The sequence below is a fragment of the Streptomyces poriferorum genome, assembly GCF_019399235.1.
GTDB lineage: Bacteria > Actinomycetota > Actinomycetes > Streptomycetales > Streptomycetaceae > Streptomyces > Streptomyces poriferorum.
On sequence record NZ_JAELVH010000518.1, the window covers coordinates 1 to 1,846 of the forward strand.

The 1,846-nt window shown below is 67.6% G+C and carries 2 protein-coding genes; one reads left to right on the forward strand and one right to left on the reverse strand.

Annotated elements, in window-relative coordinates:
• Positions 1 to 131 precede the first annotated feature (131 nt).
• The gene (locus JGS39_RS39185) at positions 132 to 1,130 is read right to left on the reverse strand and encodes a sigma-70 family RNA polymerase sigma factor (RefSeq protein ID WP_148019156.1); all 999 of its coding nucleotides are present in this window, start codon (positions 1,128 to 1,130) and stop codon (positions 132 to 134) included.
• 148 nt (positions 1,131 to 1,278) lie between these two features.
• Between JGS39_RS39185 and JGS39_RS39190 the strand changes: the two genes are divergently transcribed.
• Entirely contained in the window at positions 1,279 to 1,833 is a 555-nt protein-coding gene (locus tag JGS39_RS39190; protein WP_219574534.1) for a GNAT family N-acetyltransferase, read from the forward strand.
• Positions 1,834 to 1,846: the final 13 nt, after the last annotated feature.

A 1,846-nucleotide genomic window follows, 5' to 3' on the forward strand; every position in this document is an offset into this window, starting at 1 on the left:
AGAGAAGGGTGCGCCGGAGGGGCCGGGAAAAGGGATGAGCCCCGGCGCCAGGGGGGGGGTGGGCGCCGGGACTCAGCTTCAGGGGGCCGCCGATGTGAAGCGGCCCAATTCGGAGGTTACTGGACTCGGGCTCACGCCGCAGCGTCAAAGCCCGTGTCGTGAGCCATTCGCTTCAGTTCGAGCAGCGCGTGCTTCTCGATCTGGCGGATCCGCTCGCGGGTGAGCCCGTGCTGCTTGCCCACCTCGGTCAGGGTCCGCTCACGGCCGTCCTCGATGCCGTACCGCATACGGATGATCGATGCGGTGCGGTGGTCGAGCTTGCCGATCAGCTCCTCCAGCTCCTCACTGCGCAGCAGCGTCATCACGGACTGCTCGGGCGACACCGCGGAGGTGTCCTCCAGGAGGTCACCGAACTGCGTGTCGCCGTCGTCGTCCACCGACATGTTCAGACTGACCGGGTCGCGGGCCCAGTCCAGGACGTCGCTGACCCGCGACGTGGTCGAGTCCAGCTCGGCGGCGATCTCCGAGTGCTCGGGATCGCGACCGTTCTCACGGTTGAACTCGCGCTGGACACGACGGATCCGGCCGAGCTCCTCCACCAGGTGGACGGGGAGCCGGATCGTGCGGGACTGGTCGGCTATGGATCGGGTGATGGCCTGCCGGATCCACCACGTCGCATACGTGGAGAACTTGAAGCCCTTGGCGTAGTCGAACTTCTCGACCGCGCGCACCAGGCCTGCGTTGCCCTCCTGGATCAGGTCGAGCAGGGGCAGCCCGGCCCGCGGATAGCGGCGGGCGACGGCAACGACGAGTCGGAGGTTGGAACGGATGAATATGTCCTTGGCGCGCTCGCCCTCGGCGACCAGCGCCTCCAGCTCCTCGCGCGAGGCCCCGCCGGCTTCGCTCTCCACCGCACCGTCGAGGACCTGCTGCGCGAAGACGCCTGCTTCCAGGGTCTGCGACAGCTCGACCTCCTTGGCGGCATCGAGCAGCGGCGTGCGCGCGATCTCGTCCAGGTACATGCCGACCAGGTCGCGATCGGCGATCTCCCCGCCCACGGCGCGAACACTGCTTGCCCGGTTGGTCCCGCCGGTGGCGGACGAACGACGGGCGACGGCACGGGTTGCCATGCGTGCTCCCTTGCTGAGTAGGTCGCGACACCCTCTCGGGTGCCCTGCATCCGATGGAAACAACGACTGGAATCCGGACAGAATTCCCATGACCGGCATTCACTTTCGCGATCATGCAGTACCCTGTCGCGCCGACAGGGGAGGGCACATGCCACAGCTGGGCACGGAAGTGCAGGTCAGGCCGGGCGCCGAGAGCGATCTGGACGCTCTGACGGACATCTACAACCATTACGTACGTGAGACCGCACTCACATTCGACGTAACCCCGTTCACCCCCGAGCAGCGCCTGCCCTGGCTGCGCTCCCATCCTGAAGACGGCCCGCACCGGCTTCTGGTTGCTCAGGACGTCCGTCACGCCGCCGAGAGCAACGGGGCCGGCCCCCGGATCCTGGGCTACGCGACCAGCAGCGCGTTCCGCCCCAAGGCGGCGTACTCCACCTCCGTCGAGGTGAGCGTCTACTGCTCACCCGAAGCCACGGGGAGCGGCATCGGCACCCTCCTCTACGCGGCGCTCTTCGAGGCCCTCGCCGGTGAGGACCTGCGTCGCGCGTACGCGGGCATCACCCAGCCCAACGACTCCTCGGTCCGGCTGCACGAACGGTTCGGGTTCCGCTCCATCGGTACGTACACGGAGGTCGGCCGCAAGTTCGACCGGTACTGGGACGTGGCCTGGTACGAGAAACAACTCCGACCGCAGCCCTAGGTGTATTGCCCTG